Raw genomic sequence first — 17,199 nt, 5'->3', positions numbered from 1 at the left:
CCCGTGCATCGTTACCGAAAGGTTAATCCGCCCCATGGCAAGCCCCGTCGTGACCCGTTTTGCCCCCTCGCCCACCGGATACCTGCATATCGGCGGGGCGCGCACGGCGCTCTTCAACTGGCTTTACGCGCGCGGGCGGGGCGGCAAGTTTTTGCTGCGGATCGAGGATACCGACCGGGCACGCTCCACCCCCGAGGCAAGCCGCGCGATTCTCGACGGGCTCGCCTGGCTGGGCCTCGACCATGATGGCGAGGCGGTCAGCCAGTTCGCCCGCGCCGAGCGGCACCGCGAGGTGGCGCATCAGCTACTCGCCGAGGGCCATGCCTATAAATGCTTCTCCCCCCAGGACGAGATCGAGACCTTTCGCGATACCGCCCGCGCTGCGGGCCGTTCGACCCTCTTTCAAAGCCCGTGGCGCGAGGCCACGCCGGACCAGCACCCCGGCGACAGCGCCTATGTGATCCGCATCAGGGCCCCGCGCGAGGGTGTGACCGTGATCCGCGACGTGGTGCAGGGCGATATCACCATCCGCAACGATCAGCTCGATGACATGGTGCTGTTGCGCGGCGATGGCACACCGGTCTACATGCTGGCGGTTGCGGTGGATGATCATGACATGGGCGTGACCCATGTGATCCGGGGCGACGATCACCTCAACAACGCCGCGCGGCAAATGCTGATCTATCAGGCGATGGGCTGGCCGCTGCCTGTTTACGCCCATATCCCGCTGATCCACGGGCCGGACGGCAAGAAACTGTCGAAACGCCACGGTGCGCTTGGCGTCGAGGAATACCACAAGATGGGCTATCCGGCGGCGGGCATGCGCAATTATCTGGCGCGGCTTGGCTGGAGCCATGGCGATGACGAGTTCTTTACGGATGCGCAGGCGCGGGACTGGTTCGACATCACCGGCATCGGCAAATCGCCCGCGCGGCTCGATTTCAAGAAGCTGGAGAATCTCTGCGGTCAGCATATCGCGGCAATGGACGATGCTGCACTGCTGCATGAATTGCAGGGATTCTTGGCTGTGAGCGGCCAAGCTGCTCTGTCTGACGCGCAGGTAACGCTGATGGCACGGGGCATGTATTGCCTCAAGGAACGCGCCAAGACCTATCCGGAACTGCTTGATAAGGCCGCATTTATCATGGCTGAGCGGCCCATCGTTCCAGAGGAGAGGGCGGCCACGCATCTGGATGATGTATCCCGTGGTATACTGAATGAATTGACGCCGCAGCTGCAAAATGCTACGTGGACGCGTGACGGTATCGAGGCTCTCGCGACCCAATTCGCCGAAACCCACGGCATGAAATTCGGCAAGCTGGCCGGTCCGCTCAGGGCCGCGCTTGCAGGCCGCAGCGCAACACCGAGTGTGTTCGACATGATGCTGGTCCTCGGGCGTGACGAAAGTATCGCCCGGCTGACCGACGCCGCCAGCGGCGGGGCCTGAAGCCCCGGCGCGGGTTTACGTTTATTCAGCCCGGGGCGCTATGGCCGTGCGGGCGTTGAGAGGGAGGACCCCTGATGTCAGAAAGCAAGAGAGCCGCAAAGCTGGAAATCGACGGCAAGACCTACGACTTGCCGATCTTTTCGCCAACGGCGGGCCCCGATGTGGTGGACATTCGCAAGCTTTACGGCACGGCGGGTGTGTTTACCTACGATCCCGGCTTTACCTCGACGGCAAGCTGCGACAGCACCATCACCTTCATCGACGGCGACAAGGGGGAATTGCTGCATCGCGGCTACCCGATCGACCAGTTGGCCGAGAAATCGCATTTCCTCGAAGTGTGCTACCTGCTGCTCTACGGTGAATTGCCCTCGCCCGCGCAGTTGGAGGATTTCGAGAGCCGCGTGACCAATCACACCATGCTGCACGAACAGATGGTCTATTTCTTCCGCGGATTCCGCCGCGACGCACATCCGATGGCGATCATGGTCGGTGTCGTGGGCGCGATGTCGGCCTTCTATCACGACAGCACCGATATCCGCGACGAGTGGCAGCGCGAAGTGGCCTCGATCCGGCTCATCGCCAAGATGCCGACGATTGCCGCCTGGGCCTTCAAATATTCGGTCGGTCAGCCCTTCGTCTATCCGCGCAACGATCTCGACTACGCGTCGAACTTCCTGCGCATGTGCTTTGCCGTGCCCGCCGAGGATTACGAGGTCAACCCGATCCTGAGCCGCGCGATGGACCGGATCTTCACGCTGCATGCCGATCACGAGCAGAACGCCTCGACCTCCACCGTGCGGCTGGCATCGTCGTCGGGGGCCAATCCGTTCGCCTGTATCGCGGCGGGCATCGCCTGCCTCTGGGGCCCGGCGCATGGCGGTGCCAATCAGGCCTGTCTCGAGATGCTGCAGGAGATCGGCACGCCCGACCGCATCCCCGAATTCATCGCCCGCGCCAAGGACAAGGATGACCCGTTCCGCCTGATGGGCTTCGGTCACCGGGTCTACAAGAACTTCGATCCGCGCGCCAAGGTGATGAAGCAATCCGCCGACGAGGTGCTGGAACTTCTGGGTATCGAGAACAACCCGACGCTGCAGGTCGCCAAGGAGTTGGAGAAACAGGCGCTCGCGGATGATTATTTCACCAACAAGAAGCTCTTCCCGAACGTGGACTTCTACTCAGGCATCATTCTGGAAGCCATGGGCTTCCCGACCTCGATGTTCACGCCGATCTTTGCGGTCTCGCGCACCATCGGCTGGATCTCGCAGTGGAAGGAAATGATCAGCGACCCGCAGATGAAGATCGGGCGCCCCCGGCAGCTTTACCAGGGCGAAACGCTGCGCGACTACGTGGATATCGAGAAACGCTGAGGCGCGACGTCGTGTACCTTTCAAAAGCCCGGCCCCGCGCCGGGCTTTTTGCTGTGAAGGATGATGCCGTGAAGTGCACGTCAAAACCGGCCGCTGGCCGCTTCAATCCGGATTTCCGGCCCCGAGCGGAACCAGGCTGGTCGATGTTGGCCTGGAGCGGACCTTGGCGGATTCAAGGATGAGCCGTGCGGTGCCCGACCGCGGGTGGGCGCGGCCCCCTTTCCGGAGGGCACTTTATATCAGCCCAATACTTCCGCGTTTTCAATTACTTGATACGTGGCAAAAGCGCCCGCCCGGGGGGCGGTCGGGCGCTGCGCGGCGGCGCGTGCCGCGCCTTGATTCCGCGCGTTGGTGCTAGAGGCGAAGGTCCACTTCAGGCCACCCCTACCCGTCCAGCGCCTGCGCCAGATCGGCGATCAGGTCGCCTGCATCCTCGATCCCCACCGACAGACGGATCAGTGTCTCGGGGATGCCGGTATGCGGCTCGATGGTGTGGCGATGCTCGACCAGGCTCTCGACGCCCCCCAGCGACGTTGCCCGGTGAAACAGCCGTAACCGCCCCACCACGTCGAGCGCACGCGCCTTGTCACCCTTGACCAGCGCCGAGAGCAGATACCCATAGCCGCCCTGCATCTGGCGCGCCGCGATGGCATGCCCGGCATGGCGCGCCAGCCCCGGATAATAGACCGCCTCGATATCGGCGCGCGCCTCCAGATACTCCGCCACCGCCATCGCGTTCTGGCACATCCGCTCCATCCGCAGCGGCAATGTCCGCATCCCGCGCATCAAGAGCCACGCCTCGAACGGCCCGATGATGGCGCCGGCGTCATGCCGGTCGGTGGCGATCTCCTGCCACATCGCCTGCCCCGGCTCGCGGCACGACAAGACCCCCGCCAGAACATCCGAATGGCCGTTGAGCGCCTTGGTCGCCGAATGCATCACGACATCGGCTCCCAGCTCCAGCGCCCGGGTCAGCACCGGCGTCGCCGCCGTGCCATCGACCACCAGCACCGCGCCCGCCTTGTGCGCCATGCCCGCCGCCGCCGCAATATCCACGGTCCTGAGCCACGGGTTCGACGGGGTCTCGATCCAGACCATGTCGGCGGTGGACCGGCACGCCTCGGCCAGCGCCGCCGGGTCCGCCGCGTCGATCTCGTCCAATATGATCGCGCGGCGCACGCAATAGTCGCGCACCCATTTCAGCGTGCCCCAGTAGATGCCGGACTGCATCACCACCCGCGCGCCCGAAGGCAGCGCCCGGAACACCGCCGCGATGGCCGCCATGCCCGACGGAAACAGCAGGCTCGCCGCCGCGCCTTCCAATGCGCGCACCACCTCCTCGCACTGCCGCACCGTGTCGTTCTGATCGCGGCCATAGACATTGTCGGGCCGCATCAGCCCATAATCGGCATCGCGCAGGTAGGTTGTGGTCAGGCTGATGCCCGGCACCACGCCACCTGTCTGCGCCTCCACCGCGCCCGCCGCCTGCGCGGCGATGGTCGCGGGCTTGTGGTCTTTCTCGTTCATTCAGTCCTCTTCCAGTCCCTCAAGCTCAAACAGCCGCCCCGGCCCCCAGCCGCGCGCATCGACCTCGGCGCGCCGCAACATGTCCCACAAAAGCGCCTGGTTGGAGCTGATTACGGGCAGGCCGATCTCTGCCTCGACCGCCTCGATCACGCCGAATGTGCGCAGATTGGTGCAGCTTGTAAAGACCGCCTGCACGCCCTCCGCCTGTGCCGCCGCCAGCATCGCCGCGCGGGTGGAGGATTCGGTGATCCGTGCCACGGTCCAATCCTCCTTCTGGCCAAAGCTCACGGCATCAACCACCTCGATCCCCGCCTGTTCGAGCCGCGCGATCATCGGCGCGCTGACCTGCGGCACATAGGGCGTCACCATGGCGATGCGCCGCGCACCGCACGCCGAGAGCGCCGCGATCACCGCCGTCAACGGATCGGTGGAGGGCGTGCCGGGATGGGCCGCCTGCATCAGCCCCGCCACCCGCTCGGGCCCGATCACCGTGGACCCCGAGGTGCAGGCATAGGCCACCGCATTCAGCCCGCCGGGCAAGAGCGCGGCGGTGCGCGTCATCTCGGGGGCCATGGCCATCAGGTCCTCGGGCGTCACATCCGGCCCGCAGGGGATGCGCGCGGTCATCAGATTGACGGCGCGCCCGGCCAGCATCTCGCGCGCCTCATAGTCAAACGTCTCTTCGGTGCACAAGAGCACCACCCCCAGACGGCAGCCGCCACCGGCCCCCTCGTCAAGCTCATACTGCATCACCTGCCCTCCGGTCTGCTGATCGTGCCGCCCGAGACGGCGGCGCGCACGCCCGTGGTGCCCGCACAAGAGGTGGGCAATCCCCGCGCCACCCGGACCGCCAAATGCGCGAAAGCCTGCGCCTCCAACATGTCGCCGTCAAGCCCCACCGCCTCCACCGGTTCGACAGGGCAGTCGAGCGAGGCCGCCAGCATGCGCATCATCACCGGATTGTGCCGCCCGCCGCCCGTGACCAGCAGCCGCGCAGGGGGGACCGGGCAATGCTCCATGCCCCGCAGCACCGCCGCTGCCGCCATGCCGGTCAGCGTCGCCACCGCATCGGCATCGCCCAGTTCGGAAACCAACCCGATCATCTCGGAAAACGTGTCGCGATCCAGCGATTTGGGCGGCATGCGCAGGAAATACGGCTCATCGAGGAACAACTCGAGCGCGCCCTGCGCCACCTGTCCCCGCCGCGCAAGCGCGCCGTCGCGATCATACGCCTCACCGCGCCGCGCCATCATCAGATCGTTGATCGGCGCATTGGCCGGGCCGGTGTCAAACGCCAGCAGCGCACCCTCCTCCTCGGGCCGCGCGCGGCGCGGGTCGACCCATGTCAGGTTGCCCACCCCGCCAAGGTTGAGAAACGCCAGCGGCGCCTCGGCCCCGATCCAACGCGCACAGGCAAAATGAAAGAACGGCGCCAGCGGCGCACCCTCGCCGCCCAGCCGGATATCGGCGCTGCGGAAATCCCAGACCACCGGCAGGCGCAACCCCTCGGCCAGCCGCGCGCCATCCCCCAACTGATGCGTGCCGCGCCCCTGCGGCTCATGCGCCAGCGTCTGCCCGTGAAAGCCGACCAGTGCGGCCCCGTCAAAGCCGCGCAACACCTCCAGATGCGCGCGCTCCACCAGCGCCTCGGCCTCTGCCAGATCCTCTCCGGGCCACTTGCCAAGGGCGGCGGCCAGCACGGCCTGCTCGGCCCCGGAATAGGCGCGATAGGCGGAGGCACCAAAGCCAAAGATCACCTCGCCATCGGTCTCGACCATGGCCGCATCCACCCCGTCGAGCGACGTGCCTGACATCGCCCCCAGAGCCCAAAGCCGCCCTGCCTTCAACATGGCCTTTTCCTTCGCCCAATGACTGCATATACATGCCGCGCAACGACAAGCGGGACAAGCCTTATGACCTACCATCCGAAATCCGATTTCATGCGCGTGATGATCGAGCGCGGCTATCTCGCGGATTGCACCGATTACCAGGGGCTGGACGAGGCGCTGACCAGTGGCACCGTGACCGCCTATATCGGCTATGATGCCACGGCGAAATCGCTGCATGTGGGGCATCTGCTGAACATCATGATGCTGCGCTGGCTGCAAAAGACCGGGCACCGGCCGATCACCCTGATGGGCGGCGGCACGACCAAGGTCGGCGATCCCTCGTTCCGCTCTGATGAGCGCCCCCTCCTTGGCCCCGATCAGATCGCCGAGAATATCTCCGGCATGAAACGCGTCTTCGCCCGCTATCTGGCCTATGGCGAGGGCCCGACCGATGCGCTGATGCTCGACAATGCCGAATGGCTCGACGGGCTGAACTATCTCGAATTCCTGCGCGATATCGGGCGACATTTTTCTGTCAACCGGATGCTCAGCTTTGAATCGGTGAAATCCCGGCTCGACCGCGAGCAATCGCTCAGCTTTCTCGAATTCAACTACATGATCCTGCAAGCCTATGATTTCCTTGAGCTTAACCGGCGCTACGGCTGCCTGTTGCAGATGGGCGGCTCGGATCAATGGGGCAATATCGTCAATGGCATCGACCTCACCCGCCGGGTGATTGACCACGAGGTCTATGGCCTCACCTCGCCGCTGCTGACCACCTCGGACGGGCGCAAGATGGGCAAATCGGCGGGCGGTGCGATGTGGCTCGATGCCGAGATGCTCAGCCCGTATGAATTCTGGCAATTCTGGCGCAACACGACCGATGCAGATACCGGCCGTTTCCTGAAACTCTACACCGAACTGCCGGTCGAGGAATGCAACCGTCTGGGGGCGCTCGAAGGCTCCGAGATCAACGCGGCCAAGATCATCCTCGCCAACGACGTGACCACGCTGCTGCACGGGGCGGACGCCGCGCAGGCCGCCGAAGCCACCGCGCGCGAGGTCTTCGAGAAGGGCGGCGTCGGTGACGACCTGCCCACTGTGGAGCTGACCTCCGAGGAACTGGGCGACGGAATTTCCATCGTGCAACTGATCGTGCGCAGCGGCCTCGCGAAATCCGGCAAGGAGGCGAAACGCCTGATCTCCGAGAATGGCGCGCGGATTGACGACGCGCCGCTGACCGATGCCGGACTGATGATCGACAGCGCCGCCCTCGCCGCACCGATCAAGCTCTCGGCGGGCAAGAAGCGTCACGCGCTCGTCAAGCTCACCGACTGACCTGGCGACCCGGGCAAGGGATCTGAAAACGCCTTTCCCGGGCGCTTGTCAGCCGCGCGCGGCGAGCGCCTCTACGAGCACCGCGCGCACTGCCTCTGGCGGCACGTCCGAGGTGATGAACGCCTCGCCGATGCCGCGCGCGAGGATGAAACGCAATCTGCCATCGACGACTTTCTTGTCCTGCCCCATCAGCGCGATAAGGCCATCCGCATCCGGTAAATCTCCTTGGATATCCGACAGATCGACCTTCATCTTCATGTCTCGCAGATGCGCGCGCACGCGGCTCGGTTCCTCCTGCGGACACAGCCCCAGCCGCGCCGACAGCTCGAACGCCAGCGCACAGCCGATCGCCACCCCCTCACCATGCAAGAGCCGCGCGCCATCATACCGCGTCGCCGCCTCCAGCGCATGACAGAATGTATGCCCCAGATTGAGCAGCGCCCGGTCGCCCTGCTCGGTCTCGTCGCGCATCACGATCTCGGCCTTCATCTCGACCGAGCGTTTCACGGCCTGAATGCGCGCCGCCATGTCGCCCTGCGCGGCACGTGAAGCATTGCCTTCAAGCCATTGAAAAAATTCACGATCTCCCAATAGACCATATTTCACCACCTCGCCGTACCCCGCGAGGAAATCGCGCTCCGGCAGGCTGTCCAGCACCGCAGTATCGGCGAGCACGAGGCTCGGCTGATGAAAGGCGCCGATCAGGTTCTTGCCTTGCGGTGCGTTGATCCCGGTCTTGCCGCCCACCGAACTGTCGACCTGCGCCAGCAGGCTTGTCGGCACCTGCACGAAGCGCACCCCGCGCCGCAGCACGGCGGCGGCAAAGCCAACAAGGTCACCGATCACGCCGCCGCCCAGGGCGACAACCACATCGTTGCGCTCGACCTTCTGCTCCAGCAGCCAGTCCACGGCACGCTCGAGATGCGGCCAGGATTTCGTGGCCTCACCCGACGGCAGGCTCATCGCGACCGAGGAAATTCCGTTTTCCTCCAATCCCTTGCGGAACGTACCCAGATGCAGCGCCGCGACCGTCTCATCGGTGATGATCGCCGCGCGCGGCCGCCGCAACAGCGGGCCGATCAACTCGCCCGCCCGCCCCAGCAGTCCCGGGCCGATGTGAATGTCATAGGCGCGCCCCGCAAGGCCCACATGCACGGTTTCGCTCATTTCACTGCCTCCAGAACATCCCGGCGCGTGGCCAGCGCCGCCTCGACCTGTGCGGCCATGTCATCAATCGAATAGCCCGGATCGGCGGCCACGTTCAAATCCGCCTGCGCGTAGATCGGCGCGCGTGTCTCATAGATCTCGCACAGCGTCTCATATGGATGAGCTGTGCGCAGTAACGGTCTGGTATTCTTCCCTTTTACCCGCGACCAAAGAAGATCGAGATCGGCATTCAGCCACACCGAGACACCTTTTTCGGACATCATCCGGCGGTTGCGTTCGGACAGAAAGGCCCCGCCGCCCGTCGACAGGATGCCGCGTTGCGTATCCAGCAGGCGCTCGATCACCTCGCTCTCGCGCGCCCGAAAGAAAGCCTCGCCATCCCTTTGAAATATTTCGGCAATTGTCATGTTTGCGGCTTTCTCGATCTCGGCATCCGAATCGAGGAACGGCACCGACAGCCGCGCGGCAAGCGCCTTGCCCACAGCCGTCTTGCCCGCCCCCATCATGCCCACCAGCACGACGGTCTTCTTCAGCCTCCAATGCGTTCCTGCCGACACGCTCGGCGCTCCCCTGCCAATTCTCACGTTTTTTCACTCAATGACGTGATCTTGTGTAAAACGCCAGTTATAACTTGGACAAAACATAGCACCGGGCAGGCAGGGGATTCCATGTTGCGATTGATCAAGTGGCTGTTTTATCTGGCCATTCTAGGGTTCATCGCCCTCGTGGCCTATGCCTATATCGGGCCCTTCTTCGGGGCCGATTTCTCGCCGCCGCAAACCGAGAGTCGTGAGGATGTCATTCTTGAGACCGAATAGCCTTGCGGTTGTGGTCGTGCTCTGCGCCTCGCAGGGCACGGCGCAGGCCCCGCTTTCGGCGATCGACTGGCTCGACGAGGCAGATACCGCCGTGCTCGGCAGCCCCTATGCCCCGCGCGTTGAGCCGCCTGCCGCCGACCGTGTGGTGACCCCGGAGGTCGTGGTGAGCGCCCTCGATGCGCCCCGCGCCGATGCCGTGGGTTTGCTGCCCAGCTCGACCACCGGCCTGCCCGCCTCACTCTGGCGAAACAGCGCCGAGGCGACGCTCCTGCGCCGCCTGCGCAGGCTGCCCGAAGTGCCGCTGCCCGCCGTGCAGGCGCTCTACTACACGCTGCTTCTCGCCGAGGCCGAGGCCCCGACGGATTCCGGGACAAGCGCGCGCTTCCTGTCTGTCCGACTTGCCGCTCTGCGCCGGTTCGGCGCGGTCGAGCCCGCGCTCGCCCTGGTCGAACGGGCGGACGGCGCGACACCCGACCTCTTTGACCAGTGGCTCGATCTGGCGCTGCTCAATGGCAGCGAGGAAGCAGCCTGTGCCGCGCTCAGCGCCGAACCGCATCTCAGCGACAGCCTTGCCGCGCGGATTTACTGCATCGCCCGGCAGGGCGATTGGGATACCGCGGCGCTGACCTATCACGGCGCCACCGCCACCGGCGGGTTGCCAGAGCCAGACGCGACCCTACTCGCGCTCTTTCTCGACCCGTCCATGATCGAGGATATCGAACCGCCAGCGCCGCCCGAGCAGGTCACGCCACTGCAGTTCCGCCTGTTCGAGGCGATCGGCGCGCCGCTGCCCACCCGTAACCTGCCGCGCGCCTTTGCCATGGCCGATCTGCGCGGCACCGCCGGATGGAAGGCCGAGCTTGAGGCCGCCGAGCGGCTGGCGCGCACCGGCGCCCTGCCTGGCGCGCGGCTCCTCGGGCTTTACACGGCGCGGGATCCGGCGGCCTCGGGCGGGGTCTGGGACCGGGTCGCGGCGGTTCAGGCGCTTGACCGCGCGCTCGATGGTGCCGACCCCGAGGCGGTCGCCCGCAGCCTGCCCGAGGCCTGGCGGGCCGCCCGCGCCGTGCAGCTCGAAACCGTCTATGCCGAGCTTTTCGCCGAACGCCTGCTGCAGGTGGATCTGCCCACCGGGGTCAGCGACCTCGCTTTCAGTATCACCCTGCTGTCAAGCCGCTACGAGACCGCTGCCCAGACCCTTTCCCCCCGGACCCCGCAGCAGGAATTCGCTGCGGCACTCGCCCGGGGGGCGCCGTCAGAGGCCAGCCCCACCGGCCCCGTGGCCGAGGCCGTGGCGCGCGGCTTTGCCCGCAGCGAGGCCGCGCCCGAGCATCAGGCGCTGATCGACGGTGACCGCCTCGGAGAGGCCATTCTCGAGGCCGCGCGCGAACTGGATCAGAGCGCGGGCAGCGCGCGCGATACGCTGAGCGCGGCCCTTGCCACCCTGCGCGACGTGGGGCTTGAGGATACCGCGCGCCGCGCCTCACTTCAGATGCTGCTGCTGGAGCGTCTCAATTGAGCCTCGCAAGCCGTTGGATTTCAGGCTTTCTTGAGGCGCAGGCCGCCGAGTTGGGCGCGGCGGCCAACACGCTCTCGGCCTATGAGCGCGATCTTTGCGCCTATGCCGACTGGATGGCCGATCACGCCCAGGATCCGGCGACCACCACGCAGACGGATATCGAATCCTACCTGATTGACTGCGAGGCTCAGGGCCTTGCACAGTCGACCCGCGCGCGCCGTCTTTCGGCGATCCGGCAATTCTACCGCTTCGCCGTCGAGGAACGGCTGCGCGCCGATAATCCGGCCATTCGCATCACGGGGCCGGGGCGGGCACGGCGCCTGCCCAAAACGCTGAGCGAGGACGAGGTGAGCCGGTTGCTCGCCGCCGCTCCCGGCTTTGGCCGCACCCCGGTCGAGCGCTGCCGCAACACCTGCCTGATGGCGCTGCTTTATGCCACCGGCCTGCGGGTGAGCGAACTGGTGTCGCTGCCGCTCGCGGCGGCGCGGGGCGATCCCGACATGCTGCTGGTGCGCGGCAAGGGAGGCAAGGAACGCATGGTGCCGCTCTCGCCGCCCGCGCGCACGGCCCTGGCCGCGTGGCTTGCCCTGCGCGACGCCGAAGAGGCGACGGCGCGCTCCAAGGGGCGGACCGGCTCGGCCTTTCTCTTTGCCTCAGGCGGCAAGGCAGGGCATCTGACGCGCCACAGGTTTTATCAATTGATCAAGGACTTGTCTGTCCAGGCTCATGTCGATCCGGACAAGGTGACCCCGCATACGCTGCGCCATGCCTTTGCCACGCATCTGCTGGCCAACGGGGCTGACCTGCGGGTGATCCAGACGCTTCTGGGCCATGCCGATGTGGCCACGACCGAGATCTACACCCATGTGCTGGAGGCACGGTTGCAAGCGCTGGTGCAGGAGCATCACCCGCTGGCCACCGCCGCCCGGCGCAAGTCCGGCGGCACACCCGGCGACCAATAGCCGGGGCGCCAGGCTGCGATCCCTTGAATACGGCGCATTGAGGCCCCATAACCCGGTCAGTCAAAAGGACATTCACGCAAATGGACGCGACAGCCGCAACCTTCGATCTGACATTCTGGATCACCGTAGGGGCCATTCTGGGCCTGCTCGTGCTCTCGGGCTTCTTCTCGGGCAGCGAGACCGCGCTCACCGCCGCCTCGCGCGGCAAGCTGCGCGCGCAGGCCGAAAAGGGCTCGCGCGGGGCGGATACCGCGCTCAAGATAACCGAGGACAATGAACGCCTGATCGGTTCGGTGCTGTTGGGCAACAACCTGGTCAACATCCTCGCCGCGTCGCTGGCCACGGCGCTCTTTACCCGGCTTTTCGGCGAAAGCGGCGTGGCGCTCGCGACGCTGGTTATGACGCTCTTGGTGCTGATATTCGCCGAGGTTCTGCCCAAGACCTATGCCATCACCAATGCCGAGGCCGCCGCCTCGCGCACCGCCCCGATCATCGTCTGGGTGGTCAAGCTGTTCTCTCCGATGGTCTCGGCGGTGCGCTGGCTGGTGCGGCTGATCCTGCGCGGCTTTGGCGTGCAGACTGATCCCGACAGCCATATCCTCGCGGTGCGCGACGAGATCGCCGGCGCGCTCTATCTTGGGCAATCCGAAGGCGTGGTCGAGAAGGAGGACCGAGACCGCATCCTCGGCGCGCTCGATCTGGGCGAACGCGCGGTCGAGGAGATCATGCTGCACCGCTCGCGGATCGAGATGATCGACGCCGAGGCCGATTCCGAGGCGATCCTCGATCAGTGCCTCAAGAGCAACCACACCCGCCTGCCGCTCTATCGCGACGACCCCGACAACATCGTCGGCGTTGTCCATGCCAAGGATCTCCTGCGCGCGATGCACAGCCTCGTCACTTCCTCCGAGGAAGGCGCCGCCGAGGCGCTGCGCGCCTTCGACGTCCAGAGCATCGCGCGCGAGCCCTATTTCGTGCCGGAGACCACAACGCTCGACGACCAGATGCGGCAATTCCTGCGCATGCGGAGCCATTTCGCGCTGGTGGTCGATGAATACGGCACGCTTCAGGGGCTGATCACGCTGGAGGACATTCTGGAAGAGATCGTCGGAGAGATCACCGACGAGTTCGATCCCGACGCCGAACACCCCATCCGCAAGACCGAGGACAACCAGTTTCTCGTCGACGGCGCGATGACGATCCGCGATCTCAACCGCGCGACCGACTGGACCCTGCCGGACGAGGCGGCGAACACCGTGGCGGGGCTGGTCATTCACGAGGCGCAGATGATCCCGGCGATCGACCAGGCCTTCATCTTTCACGGCTTCCGCTTCCAGGTCGTGGCGCGCAAGGACAACCGGATCACCAAGCTGAAGATCCGAAAGCTGTAAGGTCCGTGAGAGAGGGGTTGGGCCTGGAGCGGACCTTGAAGCATGCCCGCCCGAGCCCCCTCACCCCTCCCGGGGAAAGACAAAACACCGGTCCCGCCGGATCATCAGCCACAGCGGCTTTCCCGGCTTGGGCAGGAACACGTTGGGCACCGTCGCCTTCAGGAGCGAGCCGTCGTGGTCCATCCGGAACTCCACCAGGCTCTCCGAGCCGATGAAGCGGGCGCGCTCGACCACGCCACGCGCGGGCGTGCCATCCTGCGGCGTCGGATTGGGGCCGCGCCCCTGCCGGTCAAAGTCGATCTTGATATGCTGCGGGCGGATCACGATCTCGACCTCCTGCCCGTCCGGCACGCCGGGGGCCAGGAAATGGCCAAACGGCGTCTCGGTCAACGCGCCCTGAACCCGCCCCCGGATCACGTTGATTTCCGAGAAGAACGCCATCGCGCTGCGATCCACCGGGGCGTTATAGACATTATAGGGCGCGCCCTGCTGCACGATCCGCCCGTCGCGCATCAGCGCGATCTCATCGGCCATGCGCATCGCCTCTTCGGGCTCATGCGTGACCAGAAGCACGGCGGTATCCTCTTCGCGCAGGATGTCCAGCGTCTCGTCGCGGATGCCGTCGCGCAGCCGGTTGTCGAGACCGGAGAACGGCTCGTCCATCAGCATGATGCGCGGCCGCGGGGCCAGCGCGCGCGCCAGCGCCACGCGCTGCTGCTCGCCCCCCGACAGCTCATGCGGATAGGCGCGGTGATATTGCGACAGCCCGACCCGGTCGAGCAGTTCCGCGATCCGCGCGGCATTGGCGGCCTTGTCGCCCGACAGGCCAAAGCCCACGTTCTGCGCCACGCTCAGATGCGGGAAGAGCGCGAAATCCTGAAACATCAGCCCGATATGCCGCCGCTCCGGCGGCACCCGAAACACCGTGTCGCAGATCAGCTTGCCATCGACATGGATCTCACCCCGATCCTGCATCTCGACCCCCGCGACCATCCGCAACGTCGTCGACTTGCCACAGCCCGACGGGCCGAGCAGACAGGTGACATGCCCCGGCATGACCCGCAGGGACACGTCCTCGACCACGACGCGCCCGTCATAACGCCGCGTCAGGTTCCTGATTTCAAGCCGGGGGATCGGGGTCTGCACCGGGGCCTCTTCCGTGTCTTTCCGAGCGATTTGATCGGGATTTTCGACCGCTGATAGCAACCCCGCCCCCCCCATGCAAGCGCCACAGCCTGCGGCCCGTTGACAGCCGGCGCGATAGCTGGTTCGCTGCGCGCGATTTAATTTAGCGGAGTTCTCCCCCATGCGCGTTTTCACCGGCCTTGCCCTTGCCCTCTGCCTTGCCCTGCCCGCCCATGCCCAAAGCGACCGCGACGCCCGCCTCGCCGTGGCCGAAGAGTATGTCGCGGCGACCATGGAGGGCATGGACATGCAGGATTTCATCCGCCAGATCTGGCAGCCTATGGTGGAACAGATGGCGCAGAACCGCCAGCAACTCACGCCCGAGCAGATCGCACGCATCGAGACGCTGTTCTCCGAGGAACTGACCGAGCCGCTGACCGAGGTGATGCAGGCCCAGGACGAGATCCTCGCCGACCTGCTGACGCTGCAAGAGCTTGAGGCGCTGCGCGATTTCTACAATTCCGAACACGGGCGGTCGGTGATGGAAAAGATGCCGCAACTCGCGCAGATCCAGCAGCCGATGATCTCGCGCGTGTTGCAGGCCAAGATGCCGGTGATGATGCCGAAGATCCGCGAGATCACCACCGGCGAGACCGACTGACCCCTCACAGCCGGGCCAGCACCGCGCGCGCCGCGCGCAGGCCCGGCGCCGCGCCGCCCCGGCCAAGCCGCTCCATCGTCAGCCGCATCGCCGCGCGCTGTGTGCCGGGGGTCTGCATCAGCGACAACAACGCGGGCGTGATCCGCTCCGCCCGGCACTCACGCCCGATGAATTCCGGCACCGCGCGTGTCTCGCTCACCAGATTGACCAGCGTCAATGTATCGACCCGCAGCATCCGCGACAGGATCACCCGGCTCAGCCACGCCATGTCATAGGCAATCACCATCGGCGTGTCGGCGGCCGCCAGTTCCAGCGACACCGTGCCCGAGGCCGCCAGCGCCCAATCGGCAGCGCGAAAGGCGCAGGCTTTCTCCTGCGCGAAATCAGGGCTGCCGGGCGCAAGGATCAGCGGCGCAACCGCCCAGCCCGCCACCGCCTCCCGCACCAGCGGGGCCATCTGCGCCGTGGTCGGCAGCACCAGCCGCATCCCGGGCCGCGCCGTCTCAACCTGCGCCACCACGTCACCAAAGACCGGCGCGAGCCGCGTCACCTCGCCCCGGCGAGAGCCGGGCAGCACCATCAAGAGCGGCTGATCGGTCAGCCCGTGGCGCGCGCGAAACTCCACGACCTCCTCTGCCGTGGGCTGCGGCTCCGCCACCACCGAATGCCCCACGAAATCGCAGGCCATGCCCGCCGCCTCCATCAGCGGCGGCTCGAACGGCAGCAAGGCGAGCACATGGTCGATCACCTGCGCCATCTTCGCCGCTCGCCCCGCGCGCCAGGCCCAGACCGAGGGGGCCACGTAATGCACCGTGCGGATATTGCGCCGCGCCTTGACCCGGCGCGCCACGCGCAGGCAGAAATCCGGGCTGTCGATGGTGATCAGGAGATCGGGGTCGCACTCCAGCACCGCCTCGACCGTCTGACCCAGTCGCCGCCGCAGATGCGGGTAGCGCGGCAGGATCTCGGCCAGCCCCATGACGCTCAGATCCTCCATCGGAAAGAGGCTGTCGAGCCCCTGCGCCTGCATCTGCGCGCCGCCGATACCGTGAAACTCCACCTCGGTCAGCGATCTCAGCCCGGCCATGAGCGCGGCGCCCAGCCGGTCGCCCGACGCCTCGCCCGCGACCACAAAGACCTTCACCCCGTCCCCCCGGGACGCACCCAGAAGAAACACCCCGCCTCCGCCAATATCCGGCGCACGGTCTCCGGGTCCAGCAGCATCACGCCACCCGCCTCGATCACGAGGCCATCCAGCCCCGCACGAACGACCCCGCGCGCCGTCTCGGGCCCGACCACCGGCATGTCGGCGCGCAGGTCCTGCCCCGGCTTCGGCGCCTTGTAGAGCAGACCGCCCGTCTCGGACGTACCGTCCTGACCGCTCAGCCAATCCGCAGCCCCTCCGATCATCTGATCGGCGATGTCGAACGGGTCGAGGCTCCAGCCACCGCCATCATCCCCACCCCTTGCGAAATCCGCCAGCATCGCATCGGTGCCGCGCGAATCCTCCTGCGCCACGACGCGGCCCCCGCGCACCACCACCGCCTGCCCCAGATCCTCCCGCCCCATCCGGTCGAGCGCTGCCACCGCCGCCGCAAGATCGGCCTCGATGCCCTCGGGCAAGACCCCGGTCCGCAGGCCCGGCCCCGGCAGCAAATCCGGCGCGATTTCGGCGGCCCCGATCACCGCGATCCCCGCCGCCTCGAAAATCGCGATGATCTCGCGCAAGAGACCGTCATCGCCCTTGGCCATCGCGCCTTGCAGGCGCGGGATATAGGGCATCGTGGCAGCATCTATCTGTGACGGGTCCATCGCCGGTCGGCGGATCGCCCCTGCCATGCAGAGCCGGGTGATGCCGCGCGCCTGCAACTCCGCCAGGAACCCGCCGAACCCCTCCAGCCGGAACCCGAGGCGCGGCAGATCGCCCGTGACCTCCGAGGGAAACTGCGCCACCTCGCAAATCAGCGGCACCTCGCCTCGTGCCAGCAGGCATTTGACCAGATTCGGCGGCACCCCGCCCGGCCCGGCGATCAGCGCGAGCGCCATGA

The 17,199-nt window shown here is 66.2% G+C and carries 16 protein-coding genes; 8 read left to right on the top strand and 8 right to left on the bottom strand.

Translation table 11 applies throughout. From position 1 onward, the window contains the following. Positions 1-34 precede the first annotated feature (34 nt). A complete protein-coding gene (gltX, locus tag ACSSV4_RS16770) occupies positions 35-1,447 on the top strand; it encodes a glutamate--tRNA ligase (protein ID WP_454276242.1) in 1,413 nt (470 codons plus the stop codon). A 74-nt stretch (positions 1,448-1,521) separates the two neighbouring features. Continuing rightward, positions 1,522-2,817, top strand: coding sequence for a citrate synthase (gene gltA, locus ACSSV4_RS16765; RefSeq protein ID WP_454276241.1), 1,296 nt, complete (start codon positions 1,522-1,524; stop codon positions 2,815-2,817). Between the two features lie 384 nt (positions 2,818-3,201). On the opposite strand, the gene ACSSV4_RS16760 is transcribed toward gltA, so the two are convergent. The 3 genes from ACSSV4_RS16760 to ACSSV4_RS16750 are packed head-to-tail and all read right to left on the bottom strand — an operon-like array spanning position 3,202 to position 6,194. Further along, on the bottom strand, positions 3,202-4,344 hold the full coding sequence (locus tag ACSSV4_RS16760; protein WP_454276240.1) for a trans-sulfuration enzyme family protein: 1,143 nt from the start codon (positions 4,342-4,344) through the stop codon (positions 3,202-3,204). Then, a complete protein-coding gene (locus tag ACSSV4_RS16755) occupies positions 4,345-5,094 on the bottom strand; it encodes a maleate cis-trans isomerase family protein (protein WP_454276239.1) in 750 nt (249 codons plus the stop codon). It abuts the gene before it with no gap. Then, a complete protein-coding gene (locus ACSSV4_RS16750; protein ID WP_454276238.1) occupies positions 5,094-6,194 on the bottom strand; it encodes an anhydro-N-acetylmuramic acid kinase in 1,101 nt (366 codons plus the stop codon). Before ACSSV4_RS16750 ends, ACSSV4_RS16755 begins: the two co-directional genes overlap by 1 nt. A gap of 63 nt (positions 6,195-6,257) precedes the next feature. Between ACSSV4_RS16750 and tyrS the strand changes: the two genes are divergently transcribed. Beyond that, a complete protein-coding gene (gene tyrS / locus ACSSV4_RS16745) occupies positions 6,258-7,511 on the top strand; it encodes a tyrosine--tRNA ligase (RefSeq protein WP_454276237.1) in 1,254 nt (417 codons plus the stop codon). 48 nt (positions 7,512-7,559) lie between these two features. Here tyrS and aroB read toward each other — a convergent pair whose 3' ends face one another. Further along, positions 7,560-8,678 carry a 3-dehydroquinate synthase gene (gene aroB / locus ACSSV4_RS16740; RefSeq protein ID WP_454276236.1) on the bottom strand — a complete coding sequence of 373 codons (1,119 nt, stop codon included), beginning with the start codon at positions 8,676-8,678 and terminating at the stop codon, positions 7,560-7,562. Beyond that, the gene (locus ACSSV4_RS16735; RefSeq protein WP_454276295.1) at positions 8,675-9,256 is read right to left on the bottom strand and encodes a shikimate kinase; all 582 of its coding nucleotides are present in this window, start codon (positions 9,254-9,256) and stop codon (positions 8,675-8,677) included. The genes aroB and ACSSV4_RS16735 overlap by 4 nt, the downstream gene beginning before the upstream one ends. Before the next feature lie 90 nt (positions 9,257-9,346). Between ACSSV4_RS16735 and ACSSV4_RS16730 the strand changes: the two genes are divergently transcribed. From ACSSV4_RS16730 to ACSSV4_RS16715, 4 genes are all read left to right on the top strand, one after another. Then, a complete protein-coding gene (locus ACSSV4_RS16730) occupies positions 9,347-9,496 on the top strand; it encodes a hypothetical protein (protein WP_454276235.1) in 150 nt (49 codons plus the stop codon). Next, positions 9,483-11,012 (top strand): hypothetical protein, encoded by a 1,530-nt coding sequence (locus tag ACSSV4_RS16725; RefSeq protein ID WP_454276234.1) that lies wholly within the window; start codon positions 9,483-9,485, stop codon positions 11,010-11,012. Before ACSSV4_RS16730 ends, ACSSV4_RS16725 begins: the two co-directional genes overlap by 14 nt. Next, positions 11,009-11,974 (top strand): site-specific tyrosine recombinase XerD, encoded by a 966-nt coding sequence (locus tag ACSSV4_RS16720; RefSeq protein ID WP_454276233.1) that lies wholly within the window; start codon positions 11,009-11,011, stop codon positions 11,972-11,974. Before ACSSV4_RS16725 ends, ACSSV4_RS16720 begins: the two co-directional genes overlap by 4 nt. A gap of 80 nt (positions 11,975-12,054) precedes the next feature. Then, a complete protein-coding gene (locus ACSSV4_RS16715) occupies positions 12,055-13,365 on the top strand; it encodes an HlyC/CorC family transporter (protein WP_454276232.1) in 1,311 nt (436 codons plus the stop codon). A gap of 60 nt (positions 13,366-13,425) precedes the next feature. On the opposite strand, the gene ACSSV4_RS16710 is transcribed toward ACSSV4_RS16715, so the two are convergent. Next, positions 13,426-14,511: an ABC transporter ATP-binding protein gene (locus ACSSV4_RS16710; RefSeq protein ID WP_454276231.1), complete on the bottom strand. Its 1,086-nt coding sequence runs from the start codon at positions 14,509-14,511 to the stop codon at positions 13,426-13,428. A 160-nt stretch (positions 14,512-14,671) separates the two neighbouring features. Between ACSSV4_RS16710 and ACSSV4_RS16705 the strand changes: the two genes are divergently transcribed. Then, positions 14,672-15,151 carry a DUF2059 domain-containing protein gene (locus ACSSV4_RS16705; RefSeq protein ID WP_454276230.1) on the top strand — a complete coding sequence of 160 codons (480 nt, stop codon included), beginning with the start codon at positions 14,672-14,674 and terminating at the stop codon, positions 15,149-15,151. 4 nt (positions 15,152-15,155) lie between these two features. Here ACSSV4_RS16705 and lpxB read toward each other — a convergent pair whose 3' ends face one another. After that, complete coding sequence (gene lpxB, locus ACSSV4_RS16700) at positions 15,156-16,295, bottom strand: lipid-A-disaccharide synthase (protein ID WP_454276229.1); 1,140 nt, start codon at positions 16,293-16,295, stop codon at positions 15,156-15,158. Continuing rightward, the gene (lpxI, locus tag ACSSV4_RS16695) at positions 16,292-17,197 is read right to left on the bottom strand and encodes a UDP-2,3-diacylglucosamine diphosphatase LpxI domain-containing protein (RefSeq protein ID WP_454276228.1); all 906 of its coding nucleotides are present in this window, start codon (positions 17,195-17,197) and stop codon (positions 16,292-16,294) included. Before lpxI ends, lpxB begins: the two co-directional genes overlap by 4 nt. Positions 17,198-17,199 lie beyond the last annotated feature (2 nt).

This window comes from Roseovarius sp. MBR-154 (assembly GCF_053628595.1).
The sequence above is the reverse complement of the archived record's forward strand: the minus strand, read 5'-3'. Positions and strand labels throughout refer to the sequence as shown.